This window comes from Kribbella sp. NPDC005582, assembly GCF_040605415.1.
In the GTDB taxonomy this organism is placed as follows: domain Bacteria; phylum Actinomycetota; class Actinomycetes; order Propionibacteriales; family Kribbellaceae; genus Kribbella.
In genome coordinates, this window is sequence record NZ_JBEXCU010000002.1 from 416469 (window position 1) to 441985 (window position 25517).

Here is a 25517-nt window from a genome sequence, read left to right on the forward strand (position 1 = left end):
AGTCGGGTCATGAAGTGGCAGCCGACGCACGCCCACGTCCGCGTGGTCGTGGTGGCCGCGGTGCTGCTTGTCATCGCCGTGGTGGCGCGTCGGCCGGATGCTGCTGTGCTTGGGTTGCCGCTGGCGTTCCTTGCAGTGTGGGGCCGGTTCCTCCGGCCGCGGGCCGAGCCTGAGGTGCAGACCGAGCTCGATGCGGATGTGCTGTTCGAGGGGCAGGCGACGACGTACCGGTTGCGGGCTTCGGGGACGGTGGATCCGGATATCGACCTGATCGTCGCCGCGCTGCCGCGGTCGAAGTGGTTCGACTACTCACCTCGGCAAGCCGCGATTGCTGAGCCTGTCCGACCGTCTGAAGGTGAGGACGGTGGGGTGTCGTTGGAGGTGGGAGTCCGGGCCAAGCGGTGGGGATTGCGGGCTTTGGAGAAGCCGACCGTGGTGGCTACGTCGGTGTTGGGTGCTTATCGGGTCCCGGTGCGCTCGGCAGGTGCGTCGACTGTGACGACGTTGCCGTTGCGCGAAGGCTTCGAGGCCGTGGATGCGATGCCGCGGCCGGCTGGGCTGGTCGGGCTGCATCGCTCGCGGCGGCCAGGCGAGGGGACGGAGCTGGCCGGAGTTCGGCCGTTCCGCACCGGTGACCGGTTGCGGCGGATCAACTGGTCGGTCTCCGCTCGGACCCGTGAGTTGCACGTCACTTCGACCTGGTCGGATCGCGATACCGAAGTGGTGATCCTGCTCGACACCGGCGGCGAGGTCGGCGTCAGCGAAGGCATCGACGGCCGTTCGAGCAGCCTCGACACCGGCGTCCGGGCAGCCGCCTCGATCGCCGAGCACTACCTGCGGCACGGCGACCGCGTCCGCCTCGTCGACACCGGAAACCTGGTCCGTGGCGTCCGCTCCGGCAGCGGCCGCGGTCACCTTCGCCGGATCCTCGACGTCCTCGTCCACGCCGACCGCCGAGGCCGCCAACCCGACCAGGACCAACTCGCCCAACGCAACCGCATCAGGTCCGACAGCCTCGTCCTGGTGCTGAGCCCTCTGCTCCGCCAGGTCGTTCTCGGCTACGTCGTCACGCTCGTCCACTCCGGCTGCACAGTCATCGCCGTCGACACCCTGCCGCCCGACGTGGCCTCGGTCATGGACCTCAGCGAACACGACCAACGCTCCTGGCCTCTGGCCTGGCGCCTCCGCCTGCTCGAACGCCGCCGCGAGCTCGACCGGCTAGGCGACCTCGGCGTTCCTACCGTCCCCTGGCGAGGTTCCGGCACCCTCGACGAAGTCCTCCGCGACGCCGCCCGCCTGGCCTCCGCCCCAAGGATGCGTTCATGACCGTCGCCGAAAAACTCACCCTCTGGCTGGCCCAACTCCGCGACACCGGCCGCGGAGTCCTGATCGCCCGCTCCGTCATCGCCGCCGCCGGCGCCCTGGCAATCCTGCTGCCGGCCACAGCCCCCTGGGACGAACTGGACGTCGTCCCGATGCTGGCGATCCCGTTGCTAGTGGCAACTGTCGTCTTGCCCGACTCCCTGGCCGGCGTCGTGTTCCTCCTCACGGTGACCATCGGCTGGCTGGTTCGCGCTCCCGCCGAGATCACCTGGCAACTAGTCCTCACCGCAATCGCCCTCGTCGCCACTCACCTGGCCACCGCATTCGCCGCCCAACTCCCGTCGTACGTGCAAGTGAAGCGCCAAGCCCTCCGCCGCTGGCTACTCCCCAGCGCCCTCGCAGCCGTCACGGCACCCGTCATCGCCATCGCCGCAGCCCTCGTCCAAGGCGCCCACGTCCCCGGCTCCCTGCTCGTCACCGTAGGCGCACTCCTCCTGGCAACCACCGCCATCTGGTTCACCGCCAGCCAACCCCCCACCCCGCCGGCCGAGCCATAAGCCGCGCGTGCACAAGAAGCGGCGCCCACCACAGGTCATTCCTTGTTCACGCCCACCGCACGATCTCCACACCGCCACGAACTGGTGCCAACGCCGTGCCGTAACGCGCGACTCACGTTGGTCGGTGACTTTTGGGCGCTATACGACTAAAAGTCACCGCTTAGCGCAGCCGAAGCACCCGGGCGAGCAACCACAGCCCGTCAGCCCGTGGTGGCGTGCACTTGGTCGCCGACCGCACCAGCACCTCAGCCACCGCGGCGGTCTACCACCTGCGGTTGATCGGCCGAAGGCAAGCTCAGCCACCGCGGGCGTTGGCGCCGCGTGCCCGTTGCTAGGGGTCGTCGGGCTTTGGCGGGGGTTAAGTGCGTTGGACGGAAACTTTTGGGCGCTATATGACCCTTTATTACCGAATAGCGCGTCAGTCGGTGGAGATGGTGAAGGTGGACTGGATCTCTTCGGCCCACTTCGCGGGGTGGGCGTCGGGGCCCAGGACTTGCATGGCCGACATGACCGTCAGGAGCATGCCGATGCTGAGGAATTCCCGGGCCTCGACCGGGGAGGCACCGGTGAGGTCGCGGATGAGGCGGTAGATGCTGCCGAAGCCTTCGCGGACGCAGTCGCCGATGGCGGGGTCGGCGCTGGCGGAGAAGCCTTGGAGGAGGACTTGGAGGAGCTCACGTTCCTCGGACATTTTTTCGTAGCCGCGGGCGAGGCTGGCGAGGTCGGGGGACTCTTCGGCGGCTTCGCGGAAGACTTGTTCGATGCGGTCGCAGACCCAGCGGACGGAGGCCAGGAAGAGTTGCTGCTTGGTGCCGAACAACCGGATGACGTACGGCTGGGAGACGCCGGCGAGGCGGGCGATCTCGTCGGTCTTGGTGCCTTGGTAGCCCGAGGCGCCGAAGGCGTGGACGGCGGCCTGCAGAACTTCCTCGCCGCGCTCGGCCGCGGTCAGCCGTACTTTCGTCATCCGGTCCTCCGTCAGTGGCTCGATACGACTGATGTTATCAGTCGATGCATACAACCGCTCAGCGGCGCCGGTCGAGGTACTGCGCCTGGTAGAGCGACGGCGGGACGAGCCCGGGGCGATTCGCGCCCTCGATGTACCCGGCGGGCTGGGCAAACGGCCCGTCGCCGGTGACGACGCCGCGGCAGCCGATCGCGTAGTTCTGTGCGGTCGGCGGCTTCTGTACGACGAGCTTCGCGGTTCCCGTGTCGCAGTTCCAGCCGACCGAGTGGGAGGTCGCCCAGCCGTGGCCGGTGCCGTAGTCGCCGCGGTTGTAGATGCCGAGGGTGAGGTCGACCTTCGGGGCGATGTCGCGGTGGTTGTCCCAGAGCAGTCCCTGGCTCCATCGCCGGTGGCCTTCGCTCGACGCGAGCGCGCCTTCCGACGTACCGCGGAGGAAGACGATGCCGGAGGCGCTGCTCGCGCCGTTGGAGATGAAGGCGTGCCGGGCCTTGCTGGCATAGCAGTCCGCGAACAGCACCTGCTGCGAGTACGACTCGCAGTTGAAGTTGTAGCGCAGTCCGCCGGTCACCACCGACGCCGGATCCAGCGCGCGGCAGTTCCGGATGGTGACGCGGGTCGCCTCCGTGGTCTCGACGCCGGCCTTCGCGAAGTGCAGGAACGTGCTGTCGCGAACCCAGGCATCCTCCACCTGGCGCACCTTCACCCCGACCCACGCATGGGCCTCGTCCACATCCGGGTCGCCCGCGAACTGGATGTCGATCCGCAGGCTCTCGAGCCCGACGCCGGTCACCAGGCCGGCGCGGTCCCAGACGTACAGGTAGGACTGCGACCGAGAGCGCCGCAGGTGCTCGAAGATCGGTACGTCGACAGTCACCGTAGTGCCGCGGATCGAGCGGATGAACCGGTTATAGGTGATCGGCTGGCTGTCGACCGTCCAGCCGGCGTCGGTCGCCGTACCGCCGTGGTCGACCGACGCGAGCCAGGCCTCGGTGCACGGGTGGATGATCACGATGTTGTCGCCGCGCTTCAACCCACTCGCGTCGGCGACCTCGAACGATCGTGAGCCGACCTGTACCCAGTCGCTGGTGATGTCGGTCCGGGTGCCCGCGACCTCGCCGCGCCAGCCGGTGCTGACCGACCCACCCAGTACGACGACATCGCGCGACACCGGCGTATTGCCGGTCGCCAGGATCACCGTGTTCTTGGCCGGATCCGGGCCGTCGCCGGAGCCACGCAGTACGACGCCGGAGCGGTTCACGCGCAGCGTCCCGGCGACCGGATAGTTGCCCGGAGCAAGGAGTAGTGCGCCGCGGAAGCCGTTGCGGTCCGGGGTGCGCAGGCCGACCTCGTCGATCGCGGCCTGCAGATGGGCGGTGTTGTCACCCTCGATCGGACCGACGGTCTTGACTGTCCGGACGTGCGGGATCGGGCTGTCGCCGTTGCGGTAGCCCGCGTAGCTGAAGTCGGGGATCCGGTTCCCTTCGGCGTCGGCGGTGTAGACCAGCCGGTACTTCGAGTCGTAGCGCACCCGCTCCGACTGCCAGAGCCGGCCGGTGGTCGTGGCGGCGACCGGGCCCGCGCCCAGCGATCCCAGAGCTGCGGCTCCTCCGGCGGCGAGCACGCTGCGTCGGCTGAAGAGGTTCGTCATCGAGCACCTATCTGTTGGGCGGAACAGAACTGCCTGATGGCGGCCATCATCCGGTCCGCCCGAGACTGTGGCAAGCGTTTACCAAGCTGACTGAACCAAATTCCCGCCAGGCGGAACTCGACCCCTCCCGAGACCAGGGTTGACAAGTTATCAGTCAATGCATACTTTGAGGATCAAGCTTGTTATCAGTGAATTACAACTAGGAGCTCAACATGACGTCGACCGCTCTCGACGAGCAGCCGCCCGCCGCGGCGATGCCGGGCCGGAACCGCAGCCGCAGCCTCGCTGCCGTGGTGGCCGCGGTGGGGATCCCGACCTTCATGGTCACGCTGGACAACCTGGTCGTGACGAACGCGCTGCCGGTGATCAAGACTGAGCTCGGTGCCGCCCTCTCCGACCTGCAGTGGTTCATCAACGCGTACACGCTGTCCTTCGCAGCGCTGCTGCTGACCGCGGCCGCGCTCGGCGACCGGCTCGGCCGGCGTCGGTTGTTCCTGGCCGGGATCGCGCTGTTCACGCTGGCTTCGGCGGCGTGTGCGTTCGCGACCGAGCCGTGGATGCTGATCACCGCTCGCGCGATTCAGGGAGCGGGCGGAGCCGCGGTCATGCCGCTGGCGCTCACCTTGCTCGCCAGTGCGGTGCCGGTGGGCCAGCGCAGTGCCGCCATCGGCATCTGGGGTGGCATCTCCGGGCTCGGGGTGGCGGTCGGCCCGGTCGTCGGCGGGGCTGTCGTCGAAGGACTCAGCTGGCAGTGGATCTTCTGGCTGAACGTGCCGATCGGGGTCGTCGCGATCGTGCTGGCCGCGCGGGTCTTCCCGGAGTCGCGGGGGATCAAGCAGCGGCTCGATCTGGTCGGGCTCGGACTGTCGAGCGTCGGCGTGCTGGCGATCGTCTGGGCTGTGGTGAACGGCGCGGACGACGGGTGGACATCCGGCGGCGTACTGGGTTCGCTGATCGCCGGGGTGGTGTTGCTGGCGGCCTTCGTGGGTTGGGAGAGCCGGACGACCGCGCCGATGCTCCCGCTGCGGTTGTACCGGAACCGTGCCTTCAGCGTGGTGAACGTCGTGTGGTTCACCTTCTCGCTCGGGGTCTTCGGATCGGTCTTCCTGCTGTCGCAGTTCTTCCAGGTCGTGCAGCACTACAGCCCGCTGGAGTCCGGTCTGCGCACGATGCCGTGGACGATGGCGCCGATGGTGGTCGCGCCGATCGCCGGTCTGATCGTCGACCGGGTCGGCGCGCGGGTCCTGGTCGCGAGCGGTCAGTGGTTGCTGGTGATCGCGCTGAGCTGGATGGCGCTCGTCGTCACGGCCGGGGTCACCTTCGGTGAGCTGCTCGTCCCGTTCATCCTCGGTGGCGTCGGGATGGGGCTCACGTTCGCTCCGCTGGCGAGCGTGATGATGGCTCACATCACCGACGCCGACCGAGGGGTCGCCTCGGGCGCCAACAGCACGGTTCGCGAGATCGGCGTCGCGATGGGCATCGCCGTACTGGTCTCGGTCTTCGCTTCGGCCGGTGCCTATGACACCCCCGATCGGTACGTCGACGGCCTGGTGCCCGCAGTGTGGGTCGGCGCCGCAGTCGTGGCAGTCGGTGCGGCGGTCGCCCTGCTTCTCCCAGGCCGCCGGCGGTCAGCGAACCTCTAGCTCTGCCAGTTGCATGCGGTACTCGTTGGCCGGGCCGGGATCGAGTTTGGTCCCGGCCACCCGGACGTAGCGGGCCGTCGTGGTGGCGAAGGTCAGCTGTTCGGGCTGCTGCGGTTGGGGTTGTGCGGTCCGGCTGGCGACCGTGGTCCAGTTGGCGCCGTCCAGCGAGACCTGGATCGCGTAGTCGATCGGGAAGCCCGCCTTCAGATCGGTTCGCGGCGCCAGTGTCACCTGGCTGATCCGCGTCGCGGCGCCGAGGTCGACGGTCGCGGACGCCGTACCGTTGGCCGGTCCGACCTCGCTGCTCCAGCCCATCGAGTAGCTGAGGTTGGAGGTGGTGATGCCGTCGGTGAGCGCACTGCGTCGCCAGCCGTCGTCGAGGTACTCCGACGAGGTCGATGCCGTCACCGGGCGACCCGCAGCGTAGTTGCCGCCAGCAACTTCCAGTTCGGCCAGCTGCATCCGGTAGGCGCCGAAGGGATCCTTGCGGAGGTTGGTTCCGGTAACGCGGACGTAGCGCACTTGCTGCGCGGCGAAGTCGACGGACTGCGGCGCCTGGGCGGCGTCGGTGCGGTCAGCGACCTTGGTCCAGGCCGAGCCGTCGGCCGAGACCTCCACGCTGTAATCGATCGGGAAGCCGGTGGCGGCGTCGGTGCGCGGGTAGAGGTCCACGCGACCGGCCGGGACCGCCTTTCCGAGGTCGGCGGTGACGGTCTCGGAGTGATTCACCGAGGTGTTCGAGTCGCTGCTCCAGCCGTTGCTCTGCGCGGAGGATCCGCGGTTGCCGTCCGTGAGCGCCGGCTTGCTCCAGCCGTCGGCTTCGTAGGAGCTGGTCGCGGTCACCGTCGAACCGGCCGCGGGATTGGTTCCCGGATTGACCCGCACGTTGTCGAACCGGGCCGCGGCTCCGCCGGTGACCACGCCGACCGAGCCCTCGGCGTACGAGTCGTCGGTGACCGTGATCAGCGGGTACGGCGTACTTCCGGCGTACGCGCGGATTTTGGTGCCCTCGGCAATCAACCGTAGGTGCGTCCACTGGCCGGCCTGATACCCCGGGATCGCCGCCTTGGCCAGCTCCTTGTCGCCCCGATAGAGGAACAGTTCGCCGTTGTTGCGGATCGCGGCGAGATAGCCGGTCTGGTAGTCGGTGCCGTTGATGCTGCGCAGCGTGAGACCGGCCCAGTTGGCGTTGTTGCCGTTGGTCCCGGTGATTCGAAGATCCGCATCGACGACCGCGTCGCGGTACCGGCGACCTTCCACGGCGGCCGCGGAGGTGATCCACGGGCCGGTGAAAGACTGGACGAGTTCGCCGTTCTGAACGCTCCAGTGACCGGTGGCCGGGTTGCTGGGCTCGCGGGCCACGCCGAAGCGGAAGTTGTCCGACCCGCCCGAGAAGTCGTCGCTGAACGGAGTCGCCCCGCTGTCGTCCGGTGCGGTGGAGGCGATCGCCTTCAGGAGTTGCTGATGACGGTTCGTCACAGTCGCGCCGGATCGGTCGTACACCGAGAAGTCGGTGATGACGGACTCCACGATCGCCTGGGCGGTCCGCGGCTTGGTCTTGGCCAGCTGACTGAGCAGCTCGAAGTCCTCCTGACCGTCGCGCTGCGCCTCACCGCGGATGCTGTCGTAGACGTCGTACGCCGCCTTGTTCGGCCGGACGATGAAGGTGTCGCCGGTCTGGTAGTCGTCGAAGGTGTTGTAGGCCGGGTTGTTGTTGTCGCCGGTCCCACGGTGCCAGTAGTTCCAGCCCCAGTGCAGGAAGCCCTTGCCGCCGATCTTCCAGACCAGCCAGGGCAGCAGCCGGGTCTTGGCCAGCGGGTCGCCGATCAGCCGGTTCATGTGCCGGTTCTGCGGCACGATGCAGGTGTAGAGCCACAGCTCCTTGCCGTCGCGGCGGGCTTTCTGCCAGAAGCCGGCGTTGTCCTCGTAGTTCTCCGTGTACGGCGTCATCGTGGTGATGTTCGCGGCCGCGGCCGGGTCGAACGTGCTGCCGTGCGCCTCGTTGGTGAGCGGCTTCGGGAAGTAGTCGTTGTACACGTCGTACAGCCAGGCCGCGGCGACCGCCTGGTTCGGATGCGTCGGCTCGTCGAGCGCGCTCATGTAGAACTGGTCGGTCCAGCCCTTTGCGTCGAGGTGCGCCTTCAGGGCCGGGAACACCTTGCGCAGGTACGCCGTACTCTCGCTGGTGTTCGGCTCCACCACGACCCTGGTCGTGACTCCGTTGACGTTCTTCAGCATCTCCAGCTTGGGATGCGCGGCGTCCGGAATCGACTCGAGCAGGGTCGGTGTGTAGATGTACTGCATCGCGCCGGCGTCCACGAACAGCTGGACGAACCGGTCGAAGTTCGTCCAGTCGAACGTGTAGTTGCCCGCTGCATCGATCGTGGTGCCGGGGATCAGCAGAGCCTGGAAGTCGGCGTACGTGACGTTGTTGCGTTGCCTGGCCTGCAGCTTGGCGAAGTTGCCGATCACTCGCCACCAGTTCGGCGAGTACGCCGCTGCGTCGTCGTACTGGAACGGGATGGCGCGCTGGGTGCCGTCGTAGTCCCAGCCGACGGAGGTGAACCAGTTGTTCATCTTGAAGGCCGACTGGTTCGCCGGCGGCACGGTCACGTTGTGCACGGTCAGCCGGACCGGCACGGTGATGTCACCGGCGCTGTTCCGTACGGCGATCGTGCCGGTGTAAACGCCCGGTGCCTGCCCAACCGGGACGGTGACGCCGTAGTGGAAGGCCTGCGTGTAGTTCGCGCCGACCTCGACCGGGGTGTTGTCGACCAGTGCGTCGTAGTAGTTGCGGCTGCCGTCCGGGGGCAGCTGCGGGTCCTGCAGATTCGCGTCCTGCTCTTGGACGACTATTCGAGGGTGGTTGTACTGACGCCGGACGGTGATCGCGCCGGCGGGCAGTTGGGCGCCACCGGGACCGGTAAGCGGCTGCGGCGTACCGAGCTGGACGTCGGTGAGCTTGCTGTCGGGCCGGATCAGGACCTGCGCTCCCTCGACCTCGCCGCGGGCGGCGTCGAGCTCGATCGCAGCGGCGGCGCCCGAGGGGCGCGGGGACGAGGAGAAGACATGGTCGGCGTTGTTCACCACCCAGACGACCGGCGCCGCCGCACCCGCGGGCAGGACCTGCTGGGCGGTCAGCAGGGACAGGGTGACAAGGCCGACGGCCGTTACGAGGCCGGGAGATTTCATGACCAGCTCCTCACTGTTCGGTAGTGCTTACAGTGGGGTCGCGCCGAGCACCTATCAACGGTTTCCATCGGCGTCGAAGCCGCTGGCCGGATCCGGTCGTACGCCGGTCCCGACGTTTGAGAAGGTGTTACCGTGCTCGACGCCGACGAGGTCCGCCGTATCGCCCTGTCCTTCCCCCAGACCCGGGAGAAGCAGCGGTGGGGACACCCGACGTTCGATGTCGCCGGCCGGATGTTCGTGACGGTGCCGGACGACCAGACGTCGTTCGCGGTGCGCTGTCCCCGGCTGGAGCGGGACGAGCTGATCCTGGCCGAGCCGGACAAGTTCTGGGTACCGCGCCACGAGGCCGGGTCGAACTGGGTCCGGGCTCGGCTCGCCGCGCTCGAGGGCGCCGATGAACTGCGGGACATCCTGCTGGATTCCTGGCGGCAGGTCGCGCCGCCGGAACTCCACCCGGTGGAGGGAAATCGGCAGGATCGGAGTCCTCGCCCGAGGTAGGGTCGGGCAGGTGACAGACGCGACCGACAGCCCGATCGACAGGCTCTCCGAGAGCTACCTCGAGGAGTACATCGCCCTCAATCCGACCGAGGCCACGTTCCTCGGCGTCGAGGGCCATGACCACGAACTTCCGGACTACAGTCCGGCCGGATTCGAGGCCGTGCTCGAGCTGACCCGGCGGACGCTGACGGCGGCCGCCGCGATCGAGCCGGCGACTCCGCGCGAGGAGGTCGCCAAGGACGCCTTCGTCGAGCGGCTCGGCCTCGAGCAGGAGACCTATCAGGCCGGTGTCCCGCAGCACCAGCTGAACGCGATCTCCTCGGTCCCCGCGAACCTGCGGGTGGTCTTCGACCTGATGCCGACCGCGAGCGACGACGACTGGGAGCGGATCGCGATCCGGCTCAACCAGGTCGGTACGGCGCTCGACGGCTACCGCGAGACGTTGCTCGACCAGGCCGGTCAGGGTCGCGTGTCGGCGCGCCGGCAGGTGCAGGACCTCGCCGACCGGATCGCCGCCTGGACGAATCCGGCCGGGGACGACGTCTTCGGCGGACTGGCCGCTCAGGCCCCCGACAGCGCGGTCAAACCGAGCGTGACGGCCGCCGCAGACGCGGCGCGGCGGGCGTTCGCCGAGTTCGGCTCCTGGCTGACCGCCGAGGTGGCGCCCAAGGCGACCGAGCGGGACGCCTGCGGTCGTGAGGTCTATCAGCTTGCCTCCCGCAACTTCCTCGGCGCGACCATCGATCTCGACGAGACCTACGCCTGGGGCTGGCAGGAGCTGGCCCGGATCGAGGGCGAGATGTCCGCGATCGCCGCCGACCTGAACGGCGGCGACCGCAACATCCAGGCGACGGCCGCACTGCTGGACGCCGACCCGGCTCGCAAGATCCACGGCAAGGAAGCGTTCCGGGACTGGATGCAGGAGCTGTCGGACAAGGCGGTCGGTGAGCTGGCCGGCAAGCACTTCGACATCCCGGAGTCGATCCGCACCCTGGAGTGCCGGATCGCGCCGACCTCGGACGGGGCGATCTACTACACCCAGCCGAGCGAGGACCTGACCACCCGGCCGGGCCGGATGTGGTGGGCCGTCCCGGACGGTGTCGAAGACTTCGCCACCTGGCGCGAGGTCACCACCGTCTACCACGAAGGTGTGCCGGGCCATCACCTCCAGGTCGCGCAGACGATCCTGCGCACCGACCTGCTGAACCGCTGGCAGCGGATCGCCTGCTGGGTCTCGGGTCACGGCGAGGGCTGGGCCCTGTACGCCGAGCGCCTAATGGCGGAGCTCGGCTACCTGGACGATCCGGCCGCACGCTTCGGCATGCTCGACGCGCAGGGCTTCCGGGCCGCGCGGGTGATCGTGGACATCGGCATGCACCTCGAGCTCGAGGTCCCGCGCCACAACCCGTTCGGCTGGCGGCCGGGCGAGCGCTGGAACGCCGAGCTCGGCTTCGAGTTTCTGCGGGCGCACAGCGGGCTGGAGACCGAGTTCCTCAAGTCGGAGCTCAACCGGTACCTCGGGTGGCCGGGCCAGGCGCCGTCGTACAAGGTGGGGGAGCGGTTCTGGCTGCAGGCGCGTGAAGAGGCCAAGCAGCGCAAGGGATCCGCGTTCGACCTGCGGCAGTTCCACTCCGACGCGCTGAACCTCGGGTCGATCGGTCTCGACCCGCTGCGTCGAGCGCTGGCCAAGCTGTGAGGTTCGTGCTCGCGTCGCAGTCGCCGGCGCGCCTCCAGACCTTGCGGAACGCGGGGGTCGAGCCGGAGGTGATCGTCTCCGGCGTCGACGAGGACAATGTCACCGCGGAGAGCCCCGGCGAGCTGGCCCGGCTGCTTGCCGCGTTGAAGGCTCGGGCCGTGGTCTCCGAGCTCGACGACCACGCGACCGTGCTCGGCTGCGACTCGGTGCTCGAGATCGACGGCGTCGCCTACGGCAAACCCGGTACGCCGGAGGTCGCCCGCGAGCGGTGGCGCGCCATGCGCGGGAAGTCCGGCGTACTGCACACCGGGCACTGCCTGTTCGACACCAACTCGAAGACCGAGCTGCGCGAGCTGGCCTCCACCAAGGTGTACTTCGCCGACCTGACCGACGACGAGATCGACGCGTACGTCGCCACCGGCGAACCGCTCGTCGTCGCCGGCTCGTTCACCGTCGACGGCATCGGCGGCCCCTTCGTCACCGGGATCGAAGGCGACTACCACAACGTCGTCGGCCTCTCGCTGCCGTTGCTGCGCACGATGCTCGCCCAGGTCGGTATCGCCTGGCCGTCGCTCTGGGCCCCGCCGAAGAAACGCGTTGACTACAACGAGTCCGAGGCCGCGCGGTACGACGACACCCGCGGCGGTGTCGAGCGTGCCCAAGCTGCCGCCCGCGCCGTCCAGTCGTTGCTCCCCGAGGGTTCCCACCGCGTGCTGGAGCTGGCCGTCGGCACCGGCATCGTCGGCGCCGAGCTGGTTGCTCAAGGCAATCTTGTGCACGGCTTCGACCTCTCGACGGCGATGCTGCAGCACGCCAAGATCCGGCTGCCCGGCCACGTCGCCGCCGCCGACGCGACCCGGCTCCCCGTCACAGACCGGCGTACCGATGCTGTGGTCGCGATCTGGCTCCTGCACCTCGTCGACGACAGCGCCCCGATCCTCGCCGAGGTCGCCCGCATCCTCCGGCCCGGTGGCGTCTTCCTCACCACGACGGACAAAAACGAAGCCACTCGCTACGCCGAGGGCCGCGAGCCCAACACGACGCGAGCCCAGGACGCACTCTCCCGCCTGGTGACCGAGGCCGCCGTACATGGGCTGGTCCTCGACGGCGCTACCAGCTTCCCGGGACCGAGCTATCCGTCCGGCGGGGTTCCGGTGTATCCGCTGGTCAGATTCCGTCGTGCCTGAGTACGTCGATGGCGTCCGGGTGCTGCATCGGCCCGGCAACCAGAAGCACACCGAGATCACGCTGACGTTCGCGGTCGGCGCCCGGGACGAGACGCTGCGGACGATCGGGGTCGCGCACGCCCTGGAACATCTCGTGATGGGAACCGTCCGCCGGATCCCGATCGAGATCAACGCCGAGGTCGACGCGATGACGACGTCGTTCACGGCCTCCGGTTCGCCGGCTCGCGTCGGGGAGTTCCTCGAGCAACTCTGCCGCAGTCTGACGGCTCCGCCGGTCGACCGCCTCGCGCTCGAGGCCGGCATCCTCGCGGCCGAGGACGGCCAAGCCGCGCATCCGGTGGTCGCGTACCTGATGTACGCGCTGCACGGCGCCCAGGGACCTGGTCTGCTCTGGCTCGAAGGACCCGGGTACGACGGCCTCACCGGCGATCACGTGGTTGCCTTCGCGCGCCGGTGGTTCGTCGCGTCGAACGCCGTACTGGAGGTGACCGGGCCGCTTCCGGAGAACCTCCGATTGCCGCTGGATCCCGGTCCGGCTCCGGCGCGGCCTGACTTTCCGCGGCGCGTTTTCGACGGACCTGCGGTGATCGAGGGCGGCATCCCGGCGGCCGGTCTCGCCGTGACGCTGCCGATGGATGATTCGGCCCGGCGATCAGCCCTGACGATGTATGTCCTGGGGGAGCGGATCGAGGAGCAGTGCCGCCATGTGGGCGGCCACAGCTACGTGGTCGGCGGCGACCTGATGATTCGCCCGGACGGCTCGGGGGACTACGTCGTGTACGCCGAGGCCCGGGACGGCAGCGAGGAAGCGGTCGCTCGCATTGTCGTCGAGGCACTGCGCGACCTGGCCGCGCACGGCCCGACCGAGTCCGAGCTCAGCTTCCAGATCGATCGGTGGCTGGAGCGGATGGAGGCCGAGCCGGAGCAGCTGCAGGCCGAGCGCAATAACGCGATCGGTGCGTTGTTCGGCCTGCCCACCCTTGATCCTGTCGACGTGGATGCCCTTCGGAAGGTCAGCCCGCAGGACATCGCGGCCGTGCTCACGGCGGCGCTGCCGACGGCGATCGGCTACACCTTTGACGACACGAGCGGCGTCTGGCAGGAGTCCGGCTTCGGGCTCACACCGCCGTGCCCGGTCCTCACGGAACTGCCGGCCGGCAAGGTGTTCAAGCCGCCGCTGTTCGCTCGCGCGTTCTTCAAGGAAGCTCGGGGGATGCAATGGGTGCAGACCGCCGACGGCCTGGTGCTGCGCGACGAAGACGGCATCCACGAGGTCCGTTGGGACTCGATCGCCGGTGTCCAGCGCGGCACCGACGAAAGCCCGACGATCGTGTACGGCGTCAACGGCTGCGCGATGCCGGTGGACACAGACCTGTTCCGCGGCGCGGACGACGTACTGGCCGAACTGCAGCGACGGGTGCCGGCAAGTTTGTGGTTCGACGAGTCCAAGCTCGGCCCCGCCGACGACTAGTTCACTTGATGCCGGCTTTGGCGTCCAGGCGCTGAAGAAGGTCGTGCGCGGCCAGCTCCACCTGTTTGTGGCGCCACTCGGAGGCGCGGTAGACGCAGGCGATCAGACCGGAGCGGTGGATGCGGCGGAAATCGCCGTACACGAAGGCGTAGCGGGCCTTGGTCTCGTCGTTCGCGCCGTCGGTGAGACCGAGGTGCCAGGCGGCGTACTCGGCCCACGAATGCTTGTCCAGGAAGGCGTTCTGCGCGTCCGCATGCGGCTGCACGGCGCCCCAGTCACTGTCCAGCACGTACTGCCGGGAGTCGATCAGCTTCCGCGCGAACTCGACCGCCGGGGTGTTGACCTCGTACTTGGCCATACAGGCGATTGTGCCAGTGTGGGCGAATGAGTTCACGTGAGGCGATCATCCTGCCCGGCGGTCAGTTCGGGCCGTTCGCGCCCCTGCCGATGTTCTGTGCCGACGCTGCCGAGCGGCGCGACGCCACCCTGACGCCCGTGCAGTGGGACGATCCCGATCGTCTGCTCACCCTCACGCCCGAGGAGCGCGGGCCGTGGGTGCTGGACCAGCTCGACCGTGCGGTGCCCTCACTTCGCTCGGCCGAGCCGCTGAACACCCTGCTCATCGGCAAGTCGCTCGGAACCCACGCAGCCGCCCTCGCTGCCGAGCTCGAGCTGCCCGCGATCTGGCTGACGCCGGTGCTGACCAGCGACTGGGTCGTCAGCGCCCTGCGCCGCTCGACCGCGCCGTTCCTGCTGGTGGGCGGCACGGCCGACTCCCTGTGGAAGCCGGACCTGGCGCGAGAGCTCACTCCGCACGTCCTGGAGATCGACGGCGCTGACCACGGCATGTACGTACCGGGTCCGCTGGCCGCCTCGACCGCGGTGCTCGGTCAGGTGGCAACCGCGGCGGAGGACTTTCTGGATAACGTCGTCTGGCGGTCAGGGGTGAGCTGAGGCCCGCCATTGGCCGGGGCCGGGGTGGAAGGGCTGGCGGGCGTTGCGCCAGTACGTCGCCCAGTTGCTCGCGCGCTCGGTCTCGCGGGGGGCCGGGGAGCTGGGGCGGGCGGCGAGGACTGCTACCAGGGCGGCGAGTTCCTCGGGGGTCGGGTCGCCCTTCAGGATCTGCAGGTTCATCGAGGGGTCTCCGATCACAGCGGGATGTTGCCGTGCTTCTTGGGCGGGAGGGTGTCGCGCTTGGTGCGCAGCAGGCGGAGGCCGCGGACGATCTCGGCGCGGGTCTCGCTCGGCTTGACGACCGCGTCGATGTAGCCGCGCTCGGCGGCGACGTACGGGTTGGCGAGCTTGTCCTCGTAGTCGGTGATCAGCTCCTGGCGGCGGGCCTCTGTATCTTCACCGGCCTCGGCGGCTGCAGCCATTTCACGGCGGTAGAGGATGTTGACCGCGCCCTGGGCGCCCATCACGGCGATCTGCGCGGTCGGCCAGGCCAGGTTGATGTCGGCGCCGAGGTGCTTGGACCCCATCACGTCGTACGCGCCGCCGTAGGCCTTGCGGGTGATCACGGTGATCATCGGTACGGTCGCCTCGGCGTACGCGTAGATCAGCTTGGCGCCGCGGCGGATGATGCCGTTCCACTCCTGGTCGGTGCCGGGCAGGAAGCCCGGTACGTCGACGAAGGTGAGGATCGGCAGGTTGAACGCGTCGCAGGTGCGGACGAAGCGCGCGGCCTTCTCGGAGGCGTCGATGTCGAGGGTGCCGGCGAACTGCATCGGCTGGTTCGCGACGACGCCGACCGGGCGGCCCTCGACCCGGCCGAAGCCGACGATGATGTTCGGCGCGAACAGCGTCTGTACCTCGAGGAAGTCGCCGTCGTCGACGACCGACTCGATCACCGTGTGCATGTCGTACGGCTGGTTCGGGGAGTCCGGGATCAGCGTGTCGAGCGCGAGATCGGTCTCGTCCGGTTCGAGGTCGGCCGGGGCGTCGTACGCGGGCGGGTCCTCGAGGTTGTTCTGCGGGAGGTGGGCGACGAGCGACTTCACCCACTCGATCGCGTCCTCCTCGTCGCTGCCGAGGTAGTGCGCGTTACCGGACTTGGTGTTGTGCGTCCGGGCGCCGCCGAGCTCCTCCTGGGAGACGTCCTCGCCGGTGACGGTCTTGATCACGTCCGGGCCGGTGATGAACATGTACGACGACTCGTCGACCATGACGGTGAAGTCGGTGACCGCGGGGGAGTAGACCGCGCCGCCCGCGCACGGGCCCATGATCAGCGAGATCTGCGGGATCACGCCGGAGGCCCGGACGTTGCGGCGGAAGATCTCGCCGTACAGGCCGAGGCTGACCACGCCCTCCTGGATCCGGGCGCCGCCGGAGTCGTTGATGCCGATCAGCGGGCAGCCGATCTTCATCGCCAGGTCCATCACCTTGACGATCTTCTCGCCGAAGACCTCACCGAGGCTGCCGCCGAAGACGGTGAAGTCCTGGGCGAAGACGCAGACCTGACGGCCGTCGATGGTGCCGTAACCGGTCACCACGCCGTCGCCGTACGGGCGGTTGGCCTCGAGGCCGAAGCTGGTCGAGCGGTGCCGCGCGAACTCGTCGAGCTCGGCGAACGACCCCTCGTCGAGCAGCAGCGCGATCCGCTCCCGGGCGGTCTTCTTGCCGCGGGCGTGCTGCTTCTCCACCGCGCGCTCGGACCCGGCGTGCACCGCGTCGTCCAGGCGCTGCTCGAGGTCCGCGATCTTGCCCGCGGTGGTGTGGATGTTCACCGTCTCTCCCATGACAGGGCAGCCTACGCGTCAGTAGGCGGCGCTGCCTGTGATGTCTGCCGCAGCGCGGCGCGGGTTCTGGATCACACCGGGCCGACGGCGAAGATTTTGGTGAGGCGGGCGGCGAGAGCGAGGTCGCCGCGGACCGACAGCCGCTGTTTCAGTACGGCGTTGACGGGGTCCTCGTTGCCGGTGACGACGCGGAGCAGCGTGGCCGGGTCGGTGCGGATGGAGATGTCGGGCTCGGCTTCGCCGTCGATGAGTTCACAGCGGCCGTCGCTGACCCGGATCCAGAAGGCGTCGGAGTCTTCGGGACCGCCCGCTCCCGTGATGTGCCAGGCGACGACGGCGTCGAACCCGGCCGCACGGGCAGGCCGGAGGTACTCCGGCATCCGCCGAAAGATCTCGCGCAACGCGATCTCTCGTACTCCCCCGATGAGTCGATGCCGAAGCTCCCGCTCCGATGTCCGGTCGACCAGCCGGGCCAGCTCGCTCGCGTCCAGCCCTGCGAGCCCGTCGGCGTCCAACCAGCCGGCACCACCTCGATCGGTCACGACCACTCCCGCGGCAGTTCCTACCGGACCGTAGGAATGTCGCCCGATCTGGTAGCTTTGTCAAGTGGTCGAGCCCTCCGAGAAACGCCGGCGGGCGGCGCACCTCGGGCCGGAGCGACGGCGGCCGATGTTGCTGGACGCGGCGCTCGAGGTCTTCTCCGCCAACGGCTTCGCCGGCACCACGATGCAGTCGGTCGCGGACGCGGCCGGCGTGACCAAGCCGGTCGTCTACGACTCCTTCGCCAATCGCGACGAGCTGCTGCTCGCGCTGCTGGCCCGGGAGGAGCAGCACCTGGTCCTCTCGATCATGGCTGCGCTGCCGGCCGACCCGACCGTCGGCACCCCCGAGGAGCACGTGCTCGACGGCCTGACCGCCTTCCTCACTACCGCCGCCGCGAACCCGCAGTCCTGGCGCATCGTCTTCGGAGCCCAGTACGGCGCTGCTCCCGTGGTGGCCGACCGCGTCCGGGCCGCCCGAGCGTTTTTGGTCGAAGGACTGCGGCTGACCCTGTTGAAGTCGCTGCCCGGCGTCACCGCCCCGGACGCCAACCTGCCGGTGCTCGCCGAACTTCTCGCCTCGATGACCGAGGCCTGCGCCCGGATGCTCGTTGTCGACGGCACCGAGCGGACCCCGGCCGAGCTGGCCAAGGTGGTTTCCCAGGTCGTCGGCGGCGGTTTCGGCAACGTCTGAGTGACGTACTGTCAAGTAGCGTCAATTACGGTCACGATCGGCATCCAGTAGGCGGACTTCGCGAGGCATTGACTGGGCGCGCCCAGTAGGGTGGGCGAACGTGACCGACACCGGTAGTGAGACCCGTACCCGCGCGCGGTTCGAGGTGCCCGAAGAGCTTCGGGCCGACGTTCGTCTGCTGGGTGAGATCCTCGGCAAAGTCCTCGTCGAGTACGCCGGTCAGCCGCTGCTCAACGACGTCGAGAAGCTGCGTGAGCTCACCATCGCCGGCGACGGCGAGGCGGCCGAGCAACTGGTGGCCTCCTGGCCGCACGAGCGCGCCGAGGACGTCGCCCGCGCGTTCAGCTGCTACTTCCACCTGACGAACCTGAGCGAGGAGCTGCACCGCGCCCGCGTACTGCGCGAGCGCGACCGGACCGACAACGCGCTGGTCACGTCGGAGCTGGCCCAGGCGGTCGAGCAGATCTCCCGTGACAGCGGCGAGCAGCAGGCGCGGGCGTTGCTGACCGGGCTGGAGTTCCGCCCGGTGCTGACCGCGCACCCGACCGAGGCACGGCGGCGCGCCGTACTGGCGACGATCCGGCGGATCTCCGGGCTGCTCGAGGAGCGGCACGACCCGCGGGCCGGCGACAGCGAGCTGGCCGAGAACCGGCGCCGCCTGGTCGAGCAGGTCGACATCCTCTGGCGAACCGCTCAGCTGCGCGAGAGCCGTCCGTCGCCGCTCGACGAGGTGCGCTCGGCGATGGCCGTCTTCGAGGAGACCCTCTTCGATGTCGTCGGCAACGTCTACCGCCGGCTCGACGACGCGCTGGCCGGCGAGGGCGCCGGTCTGCGGCAGCCCGTGGTGGCGCCGTTCGTCCGCCTCGGCTCGTGGATCGGCGGCGACCGCGACGGCAACCCGAACGTCACCGCGGCGATCACTCGCGAAGCGATGCAGATCCAGGCTGACCACGTGCTGCGGGCGCTTGAGCGGGCGACCGACCAGCTCGGCCGGGCCCTGACGCTCGACGCGGCCACCACGCCGCCGTCCGCGCCGGTACGGCGAATCCTCGAGGACGCCCGCGCGGTCAACCCCGAGCTCATCGCGGACATCGAGAGTAGGTCGCCCTCCGAGCCGCACCGGCAGCTCCTGCTGCTCGCAGCGCGCCGGCTGGCCGCTACGCGCTCCCGCGACGCCGACTTCGGCTACCCGCGCGCTGCTGACTTCCTCCACGAGCTCAAGGTCCTGCAGGACTCCCTGGTGAGCGCAGGCGCGCCCCGCCAGGCGTACGGCGATCTCCAGCAGCTGATCTGGCAGGTGAACTCGTTCGGCTTCCACCTGGCCGAGCTCGAGGTCCGCCAGCACTCCTCGGTGCACGCCAAGGCGCTGGAGGAAGTGCTCGGCGGCGGTGAGCTGTCCGACCAGACCGAAGAGGTCCTGGCCACGCTGCGCGTGATCGGGCAGATCCAGCAGCGCTTCGGCCCCGAGGCCTGCCGCCGGTACGTCGTTTCGTTCACGCGGAACGCTGGTGATCTCGCAGCGGTCTACGAGCTCGCCGACGCGGCGCTCGACGGCCGCCCGATCGAGCTCGACGTCGTACCGCTGTTCGAGACCGGTGAGGACCTGCAGAACTCGGTCGAGGTGCTCGACAACGCCATCCAACTCACCCGGGTCCGGCACCGCCTCACGGCGAACGACCGCCGGTTCGAGGTCATGCTCGGCTACTCCGACTCCGCCAAGGACGTCGGCCCGGTCTCGGCCACCCTCGCCCTGTACGACGCTCAGGCGCGCATCACGGCGTGGGCGCAGCGCAACGCGATCCGGCTGACCCTGTTCCACGGTCGTGGCGGTGCGCTCGGCCGTGGCGGCGGCCCGGCGAACCGTGCGGTGCTGGCACAGGCCCCCGGTTCGGTGGCCGGTCGCTTCAAGCTCACTGAGCAGGGCGAGGCGATCCCGGCTCGCTACGGCAATGCACCGATCGCCCAGCGGCACATCGAGCAGGTGACCGCGGCAACGCTGCTGGCCTCCACTCCGGCGATCGAGGAGCGAGCGGTCGCCGCGGCCGAGCGGTTCGCGGTCATGGAGAAGACCCTGGACGAGGCGGCGCGGACGGCGTACCACCGGCTGGTGAAGGCGGATGGCTTCGCGGAGTGGTTCGGCCGGGTGACTCCGCTGGAGGAGCTCGGGCAGCTACCGCTGGGATCGCGCCCGGCTCGCCGTGGCGTCTCCGTCTCGTCCCTCGAGGACCTGCGCGCGATCCCGTGGGTGTTCTCGTGGTCGCAGGCGCGGGCCAACGCACCGGGCTGGTACGGGCTCGGCTCGGCGCTGGCAGCGGTCGGCGACGTCGCACTGCTGCAGGATGCGAACCAGAACTGGCCGCTCTTCCAGGTGATGCTGGAGAACGCCGAGATGTCGCTGGCGAAGACGGATCGCCGCATCCTCGGCCGCTACCTGGAGCTGGGCGACCGGTCCGACCTGACCCAGCTGATGCTGGACGAGCACGCCCTGACCACCGAGTGGGTGCTCAAGGTGCTCAACCAGGAGCGTCTGCTCGCCGGACGCCGTGTGCTGGGCCGCGCGGTCGAGCTGCGCAACCCGTACGTCGACGCGCTCAGCTACCTGCAGTTGCGTGCCTTGCGCACGCTGCGCACCGACGACTCCTTGACCGAGGAGCAGATCGTCCGGACTCGACGGCTGTTGTTGCTGACCGTCTCGGGTGTCGCGGCCGGCCTGCAGAACACCGGCTGATGTTCGACGATTTGGAACGGCCGCCATTGGACGCTCGCTATCTGAGTGGGCGGCTGGTGCGTCCCGGCTCGCTGTGGACGAAGATCGACGTCCTGGCTGACACGCCGTCGACCAACGCAGACGTGGCCAAGGCTGCGGCTGATGGCGCCGCCGAGGGCTTGGTGGTGTTCACCGAGTTCCAGTCGGCGGGCCGGGGACGGTTGGGACGCACCTGGACCACCCCGCCGCGGTCGGCGTTGCTGATGTCCGCGCTGCTGCGTCCATCGGCCGTCGACCCAGCGCAGTGGCCGTGGCTCGGTCTGCTGGTGCCGCTCGCGGTAGCTGCAGCAGTCCGACGGGTAGCCGAAGTCCCGGCTCAGGTGAAGTGGCCGAACGACGTCCTGGTCGACGACCGCAAGCTGGCCGGCATCCTGCTGGAGCGGATCGAAGGCCCGGCCGTGGTGATCGGCATCGGCCTGAACGTGACCCTGCGCGAGTCCGAGAAGCCGCATCCCGCAGCGACCTCGCTGGCGCTCGAGAACGCTGCCACGACCGATCGGGTCACCGTCGCCGCCGCTGTCCTGCGTGAGCTCGAGACTCGCTACCGAGCTTGGCTGGACGACCCTCGCGCGCTGCTCCCGGAGTACCGGGAGATGTCGGCAACGCTCGGCCGCGCTGTCCGGGTGGAGTTGCCGGACGGGACTTTCCTGGAAGGCACTGCGCGTGATCTGGCCGACGACGGTCGGTTGATCGTTGACACCCCACTGGGCGAGCAGGCTCTGGCCGCAGGTGACGTCACGCACCTGCGAACCAGAGACTGAACAACTGGGGTCAGCGAAGGAGGGCTTCGCAGGCGGCCAGCACGATGGCCTGAGTGCTGCCGGGGTCGGCCGGCACTTTGCCCTCGGGTGAGGATTTGAGCGGCGACGGCCAGCTGTAGGCCAGCATGCTCGACCCGTAGCCCGCGGTGAGCCGATCTCCCTCCTGCCAGCTCGACTCGTAGCCGGGCTGCCAGGCTGTCACGTCGGTCGGGACGTAGCACTGTGTTTCGTTGGCGTACGCCATGACCCACAGCTTCCCCGTCCCCAGCCGAGCGGCGACGTCCTTGATCAGCTGCTGGTATCCGGAGAGCACCTCGTGCGACAGCGCGAGGATGGTCAGCCCACCGAGCTTCCAGCACTGAATCGGCATCGGAATGGACCGGGGCAGCGTGCCGGTCCGGATCTGCTCCAGCATCAGTCGCGCGTGCCGGACCTCGGCCTGGCCGAGATGGCCGTCCAGCCGACTCTCGAAGGTGCGCTTGAGCTGCGCCAGTACGGCGCTGTCGCCGGTATCGGCCGCGAACGGCAGCTGGATCTCGGTCAGCGTGGTCCGGATCGGACCGGTCACCGTCGTGAACTCGTTCCGGGCCAGTACGGCGACGACGGCGTCCGCGAGTTTCTCGCCGACCACCAGCGGCCCGCCGGGATTCGGATTGATGTCCCCGGCCGGTCCTTGGAAGAAGAGCGCCGGCAGGCCGAGCCGGCGCTCGATCGACTCGATCACCACCCCGACATAGTCGGAGTCGAAGATCGTGTCGTTCCCGCGGCACACCGGATGGCACGCATAGCCGAACAGCACCGCGACCGGCTCGGTCGTGGTCGCGTTCCGCACCAGCAGCACCGGTACGTCCGGGACCACGGCGTCCGACTCCTCGGTCCGGTTGTGCCCGATCCGCACCGAGCCCTCGGCGTAGTGCAGGGTGGCCGGGACCTTCGGCGCCTGGACGGTGCGTTTGGCCAGGTCGACCATCAGGTCGACGAACAGTGACGTCGACCCGTCGACCGCACTGATGTCGGCGGGCTGCAGGTTCATCAGCACGTTCGGGTGCGGGTGCGTGGACCCGATCATCGGACCGCCGTGGGTGTGGCTGCACGCGATCAGGAAGTCCGAGTCGGCGACCAGTTTCTCGACCACCACGATCCGGCGGCGCAGCTCGAGGTGGACGTCGCGGGGAATGCTGACCACGTCGATCCGCAGCAGCACGTTCGGCGATCCACCGTCGTCCAGCACCAGGCAGTGGGCGCGGAGCTTGCGGGCGTAGGTGCCGTCGCCGCCGCGCGGGTTCCAGCCGTACCCACCCATCCACAGGCTCGGCCACGGCGGATGCTTCGGCGTCAGGTTCAGCGTGTTCACCGCGACCGACAAGGTCGCCGCGGTCTTTCGGAAGAGGCTCATCAGAGCGGGTCCGCGGCCAGCTCGGAGGCGATCTGGGCAGCGACGGTGTACGGGTCGGCGGCCGGCGTGGTGCGATGCACCTCGGTCTGCTGACTCCAGGCGTCGCCCCGCGCGAGCCAGTCGCCGTACTCGGGCTGCCGGCCGCTCGCCATGGTCGCGGGCAGATCGGTGAGGAACCGCTGCCAGCGCGGCTTGTAGTACCCGCTGAGCAGACCGTGCCACTCGCGGTTCGCGTACTCGCGCAAGGTGGGGAAGGCCTCCTCGGTCCAGATCGTGATCATCGAGCGGGCGTTCCACTCCAGCAGCTGCTTCTCCTCCGCCGTGGTTCCCCACGCCTTGGCCTGCTCCAGCCAGGGCCCGAGCATCCACTGCGGATGGGTGCCCAGGATTCGCTCGGTCTGGTCGATCGTGGTGAGGAAGCGCCTGCTGTGCCTGGCCAGCTCCGTCCCGTTCTTCGCCTCGTACGCCGCACGGATCTTGTCCAGCAGCAGCCTGCCCCGGTTGGCCAGCACCTGCCGCGTGACATCGACGATGTCGTACTTGTACGTCGCTGTGCTCCGCAGCGCCGGTGCCACCGCGAGCAGTGCGGGCAGTACGGGTTCGAACTCTTCCGGCAGATAGCGGAACTCGTCCGGCCCGAACATCGACACGCTGCCCAGGTCCAGGTCGGGCATCGCCTGGAACGCGGACTCGAACGGCCCTTCGCCGGTGGTGTGGTTGGTCGAGACGTACGAGTACGCCGTACGACGCAGGATGTCCCACGCCTCGATCGCCTTGGCATCGGCGACGCCGTACCGGCGGACGGCGAAGTCTCGGACCCAGGTCGACAGGTCGACCGCCGTCCGGCGCCACATCATCTCGCCGAGCAGATCAGGCACGATCGGGTTCTGGTGCAGGCCCTCCTGAACCCAGGCGCAGCCGACCAGCCGGCGACGGTCGGCCCGGGTGCGGACCCGCGGGAACGTCTGGCCGGGCTCGCCGAGGTTGCCGAACATGCCCAGCCGGCCACCGAAGTTCTGGATGCTGCCCCAGCACCAGGGCACTCCCCAGTACGCCTCGGTGTCCTCCCACTTGCGGTCGTCGTCGGAGTCCAGGTCCAGGACGATGACGCGGTTCTCGTCGACCGCGTTCAGGATGTCCAGCCGGGGATTGGACTGCCAGCCCTGGATCAGCCAGATCGCACCGGGCGAGGCCGCCTCCAGAGCGTCCTGGACCGCCACGGCCGCGGCGCCCAGGTCGGCGCCGTCCAGGTAGTCCGGCAGGTCGTCGCCGACCTCGTGGAAGAGGTCGTTCGAGTAGTGCGTGGTGGTGCCGAAATGCGTCGCCTGGGCCTGGTAGAACCGGCGCGCCACCTCCGGGTAGAGCGCCTCGGTGGTGTCCAGCCAGTAGGGCCGCGGATGCCCCGCATAGTCCTTCTGCGCCGGGATGTGGGTGTCCGGATGGCGTGCCGCGAACACCTCGTCCGGCACGTGGCCGACGAACGCCGGGAACACCGGAGTGATGCCCAGCTCCCGCATCCGTGCCACGATCCGCTGCCCGAGATCCCGGCGTTCGTGCAGGAACTCGATCGAGACCGGTCCGCTGTACCCCGACGCGTCCAGGTCGTAGCCGGTGGTCTCGCCGTACCACTGCCAGGGCTGGTGCGCCGGCATCGAGATCCACTGCCGGACCTCGAGCTCGCTCAGGCCGAAGTCGCGGAACGTGTCGTACCAGACGATCTCCTGACCGATCAGCGCCAGCGCGCGATTGGTGCCGTTCAGCGCGAGGAAGTCCAGTTCCCGTTCCCATTCGGGCCACTGCCAGTACGGGCTGGTGTAGCCGAAGAAGGTGAAGTTGTAGGCGTACCGCTCGGCCAGCTCGGTGCTCATCCGGATCGGCGCGGCCGGGGCAGGCAGGGTCGAGACATGCTGCAGCTGGTCGCCGTTCGCCGAGATGTGGTCGCGTGCGACGTACTTGAGCCACCAGTTGAACCCGGACATCATCGCGACCGTGCTGCTCCCTGCGATGCCGACCTGGTCGCCGCTGCGGCTGATCTGGAACGCATCGACCTCACCGGCTGCCGGAGCGAGGGTGCTCAGGACGAACCTGCTCGGGTCCAGTCCGGTACGGCGCTGGATCGCCGCACGGACCGCTGCGAGGTTGGGCGGCGGCGCTGCCGCTGCCGCGACAGCACCCGGCGCCGCGACCGCGCGGCCGACCGGACCGGCGGCCATCGCGGCAGCCATGGCGCCGCCGACGAAGGTACGGCGGGTGACAGAGGTCATGAGTCCCTCCGAGGAGATGGGGCGGGGTAGCACGTGGTCAGTGCAGTGTCCGCGCCCATCTTGACTTCTCGGCGACGCCGTCTTGACGTCATTCGACGACGGTCGAATACCTCGGCGGAACGTACCTCTAGCTGGTGAAGAGTTTCGCCGCCGTGATCAGGGTCTGGATGATGCCG

20 protein-coding genes are annotated in these 25517 nt (G+C 69.0%); 11 read left to right on the plus strand and 9 right to left on the minus strand.

Features of this window, described 5'->3' with window-relative positions; translation table 11 throughout:
* Positions 1-9 precede the first annotated feature (9 nt).
* Both ABZS29_RS13500 and ABZS29_RS13505 read left to right on the plus strand, forming a co-directional pair.
* A complete protein-coding gene (locus ABZS29_RS13500) occupies positions 10-1326 on the plus strand; it encodes a DUF58 domain-containing protein (protein ID WP_355461591.1) in 1317 nt (438 codons plus the stop codon).
* Complete coding sequence (locus tag ABZS29_RS13505; RefSeq protein ID WP_355461593.1) at positions 1323-1880, plus strand: hypothetical protein; 558 nt, start codon at positions 1323-1325, stop codon at positions 1878-1880. The genes ABZS29_RS13500 and ABZS29_RS13505 overlap by 4 nt, the downstream gene beginning before the upstream one ends.
* Before the next feature lie 418 nt (positions 1881-2298).
* On the opposite strand, the gene ABZS29_RS13510 is transcribed toward ABZS29_RS13505, so the two are convergent.
* Positions 2299-2847 carry a TetR/AcrR family transcriptional regulator gene (locus ABZS29_RS13510; RefSeq protein WP_355461595.1) on the minus strand — a complete coding sequence of 183 codons (549 nt, stop codon included), beginning with the start codon at positions 2845-2847 and terminating at the stop codon, positions 2299-2301.
* 58 nt (positions 2848-2905) lie between these two features.
* Complete coding sequence (locus ABZS29_RS13515; protein ID WP_355461597.1) at positions 2906-4495, minus strand: hypothetical protein; 1590 nt, start codon at positions 4493-4495, stop codon at positions 2906-2908.
* Positions 4496-4707: 212 nt separating this feature from the next.
* On the opposite strand from ABZS29_RS13515, the gene ABZS29_RS13520 reads away from it, so the two are divergent.
* Positions 4708-6138, plus strand: coding sequence for a DHA2 family efflux MFS transporter permease subunit (locus ABZS29_RS13520; RefSeq protein WP_355461598.1), 1431 nt, complete (start codon positions 4708-4710; stop codon positions 6136-6138).
* On the opposite strand, the gene ABZS29_RS13525 is transcribed toward ABZS29_RS13520, so the two are convergent.
* A complete protein-coding gene (locus ABZS29_RS13525) occupies positions 6124-9330 on the minus strand; it encodes a glycoside hydrolase domain-containing protein (RefSeq protein WP_355461600.1) in 3207 nt (1068 codons plus the stop codon). The genes ABZS29_RS13520 and ABZS29_RS13525 overlap by 15 nt on opposite strands.
* Before the next feature lie 132 nt (positions 9331-9462).
* Between ABZS29_RS13525 and ABZS29_RS13530 the strand changes: the two genes are divergently transcribed.
* From ABZS29_RS13530 to ABZS29_RS13545, 4 genes are read left to right on the plus strand one after another with little or no spacing between them, the layout of a single operon-like run.
* Positions 9463-9828, plus strand: coding sequence for an MmcQ/YjbR family DNA-binding protein (locus ABZS29_RS13530; RefSeq protein ID WP_355461602.1), 366 nt, complete (start codon positions 9463-9465; stop codon positions 9826-9828).
* A gap of 10 nt (positions 9829-9838) precedes the next feature.
* Positions 9839-11524, plus strand: a complete 1686-nt coding sequence (locus tag ABZS29_RS13535) for a DUF885 domain-containing protein (protein ID WP_355461604.1) — start codon at positions 9839-9841, stop codon at positions 11522-11524.
* Positions 11525-11529: 5 nt separating this feature from the next.
* Complete coding sequence (locus ABZS29_RS13540) at positions 11530-12711, plus strand: Maf family nucleotide pyrophosphatase (protein WP_355461606.1); 1182 nt, start codon at positions 11530-11532, stop codon at positions 12709-12711.
* Positions 12704-14182, plus strand: a complete 1479-nt coding sequence (locus tag ABZS29_RS13545) for a hypothetical protein (protein ID WP_355461608.1) — start codon at positions 12704-12706, stop codon at positions 14180-14182. The genes ABZS29_RS13540 and ABZS29_RS13545 overlap by 8 nt, the downstream gene beginning before the upstream one ends.
* Position 14183: 1 nt before the next feature.
* Here ABZS29_RS13545 and ABZS29_RS13550 read toward each other — a convergent pair whose 3' ends face one another.
* Positions 14184-14540 (minus strand): hypothetical protein, encoded by a 357-nt coding sequence (locus ABZS29_RS13550; RefSeq protein WP_355461610.1) that lies wholly within the window; start codon positions 14538-14540, stop codon positions 14184-14186.
* A 26-nt stretch (positions 14541-14566) separates the two neighbouring features.
* On the opposite strand from ABZS29_RS13550, the gene ABZS29_RS13555 reads away from it, so the two are divergent.
* A complete protein-coding gene (locus ABZS29_RS13555; RefSeq protein WP_355461612.1) occupies positions 14567-15136 on the plus strand; it encodes an alpha/beta hydrolase in 570 nt (189 codons plus the stop codon).
* Here ABZS29_RS13555 and ABZS29_RS13560 read toward each other — a convergent pair.
* The 3 genes from ABZS29_RS13560 to ABZS29_RS13570 all read right to left on the minus strand — a co-directional run bounded on the left by ABZS29_RS13560 (position 15122) and on the right by ABZS29_RS13570 (position 17462).
* Positions 15122-15331: an acyl-CoA carboxylase subunit epsilon gene (locus ABZS29_RS13560; RefSeq protein WP_355463168.1), complete on the minus strand. Its 210-nt coding sequence runs from the start codon at positions 15329-15331 to the stop codon at positions 15122-15124. The genes ABZS29_RS13555 and ABZS29_RS13560 overlap by 15 nt on opposite strands.
* Entirely contained in the window at positions 15331-16920 is a 1590-nt protein-coding gene (locus ABZS29_RS13565; RefSeq protein WP_355461614.1) for an acyl-CoA carboxylase subunit beta, read from the minus strand. The genes ABZS29_RS13560 and ABZS29_RS13565 overlap by 1 nt, the downstream gene beginning before the upstream one ends.
* Before the next feature lie 71 nt (positions 16921-16991).
* Positions 16992-17462: an SCP2 sterol-binding domain-containing protein gene (locus ABZS29_RS13570; protein WP_355461615.1), complete on the minus strand. Its 471-nt coding sequence runs from the start codon at positions 17460-17462 to the stop codon at positions 16992-16994.
* A 64-nt stretch (positions 17463-17526) separates the two neighbouring features.
* Here ABZS29_RS13570 and ABZS29_RS13575 point away from each other — a divergent pair, with 64 nt between their 5' ends.
* The 3 genes from ABZS29_RS13575 to ABZS29_RS13585 all read left to right on the plus strand — a co-directional run bounded on the left by ABZS29_RS13575 (position 17527) and on the right by ABZS29_RS13585 (position 21681).
* Entirely contained in the window at positions 17527-18153 is a 627-nt protein-coding gene (locus ABZS29_RS13575) for a TetR/AcrR family transcriptional regulator (protein WP_355461617.1), read from the plus strand.
* A gap of 100 nt (positions 18154-18253) precedes the next feature.
* A complete protein-coding gene (locus tag ABZS29_RS13580) occupies positions 18254-20881 on the plus strand; it encodes a phosphoenolpyruvate carboxylase (RefSeq protein WP_355461619.1) in 2628 nt (875 codons plus the stop codon).
* Positions 20881-21681, plus strand: a complete 801-nt coding sequence (locus ABZS29_RS13585; protein WP_355461621.1) for a biotin--[acetyl-CoA-carboxylase] ligase — start codon at positions 20881-20883, stop codon at positions 21679-21681. Before ABZS29_RS13580 ends, ABZS29_RS13585 begins: the two co-directional genes overlap by 1 nt.
* A gap of 10 nt (positions 21682-21691) precedes the next feature.
* Here ABZS29_RS13585 and ABZS29_RS13590 read toward each other — a convergent pair whose 3' ends face one another.
* Both ABZS29_RS13590 and ABZS29_RS13595 read right to left on the minus strand, forming a co-directional pair.
* Positions 21692-23077, minus strand: coding sequence for a hypothetical protein (locus tag ABZS29_RS13590; protein ID WP_355461623.1), 1386 nt, complete (start codon positions 23075-23077; stop codon positions 21692-21694).
* Entirely contained in the window at positions 23077-25341 is a 2265-nt protein-coding gene (locus ABZS29_RS13595; protein ID WP_355461625.1) for an alpha-N-acetylglucosaminidase, read from the minus strand. The genes ABZS29_RS13590 and ABZS29_RS13595 overlap by 1 nt, the downstream gene beginning before the upstream one ends.
* Positions 25342-25517 lie beyond the last annotated feature (176 nt).